This is a genomic window from Holdemanella porci (genome assembly GCF_019052655.1).
Lineage (GTDB): Bacteria > Bacillota_I > Bacilli_A > Erysipelotrichales > Erysipelotrichaceae > Holdemanella > Holdemanella hominis.
Window position 1 is genome coordinate 1 of sequence record NZ_JAHQVB010000144.1, and the last position, 920, is coordinate 920.

Annotated in this window: 1 protein-coding gene; it reads right to left on the reverse strand. The window is 35.9% G+C overall.

The genetic code is table 11. The features are described 5' to 3' along the window. Nucleotides 1-63: 63 nt before the first annotated feature. Nucleotides 64-920: IS66 family transposase (gene tnpC / locus KTQ83_RS11840; protein ID WP_217285056.1), on the reverse strand; the 857-nt coding region annotated here is incomplete at its 5' end.

Consider the following 920-nt stretch of genomic DNA (forward strand, 5'->3'; position numbering starts at 1 on the left):
TCAAATTTAAAGGTGGTACAAATAAACTGCTGACGAATATATAATAAAGCCATCCTTGCTGGATCACACTTGTGAATTAGCTTCATTAAGGATGGCTTTTATTTCGCTCTTTGATAATGTTCGGATATAGCTTGGTAGTTCTCGACTGTATGGCAAATACTTTCTCAGTTCTTCTTTATTTGTTAAATCTAATTTTGGTAGATTTTCAAATAAATGAGTAAAGTACATGTATGGATTCTGTTTATTTTCTATACAGCTGATTACTAATGAATAGATCATGGCACTCGCTTGTGCTCCATGTACGCTTACGCTGAATTTGCATCGATTTCGTATGACTACAAATGGGCGTATACTTCTTTCACAGCTTGTATTGTCATGTGGGATGATCGCATCATTTGTAAATTCCATAAGTCCTTCTTTGTTGTTCAATACATACTGGATTGCTTTGCTCATGGAATATTTGCCTTTGTTTCTTGGTTCGATTTCTTCAAGCCACGATAAAAACTTCTCAAACTTTGGCTTGAGTTCTTCTTTTCGTCTCTTTGTGATATATTCCATTCGCTTTTCAGGATTCGAATATTTTTCAACTGCTTTTTCATCAATAAGATTTGAATGGTGGATGATTTCGTCATATTTCTGTATGGCTTTTGCCTCATCGCTCGTTTTTCGTTCCTTATTGTTTGGAAGCAGTTTATATGAATCCTTGAATTTCCTTAAGGCATGGACATTACACAGACATCGAATCACGTTTTCGACTTTATTGTATCCGCCGTATGCGTCTGATTCTAGATATCCGCTATATCCTTTTAGGAATTCTTTTGGACAGTCTCCTGATCTTGTAGAATGGTAATCATACAGTACAATCGGCACTTCATGCTTATTGGAACGATATACCCACATATAGGATGTGGATGTACTTG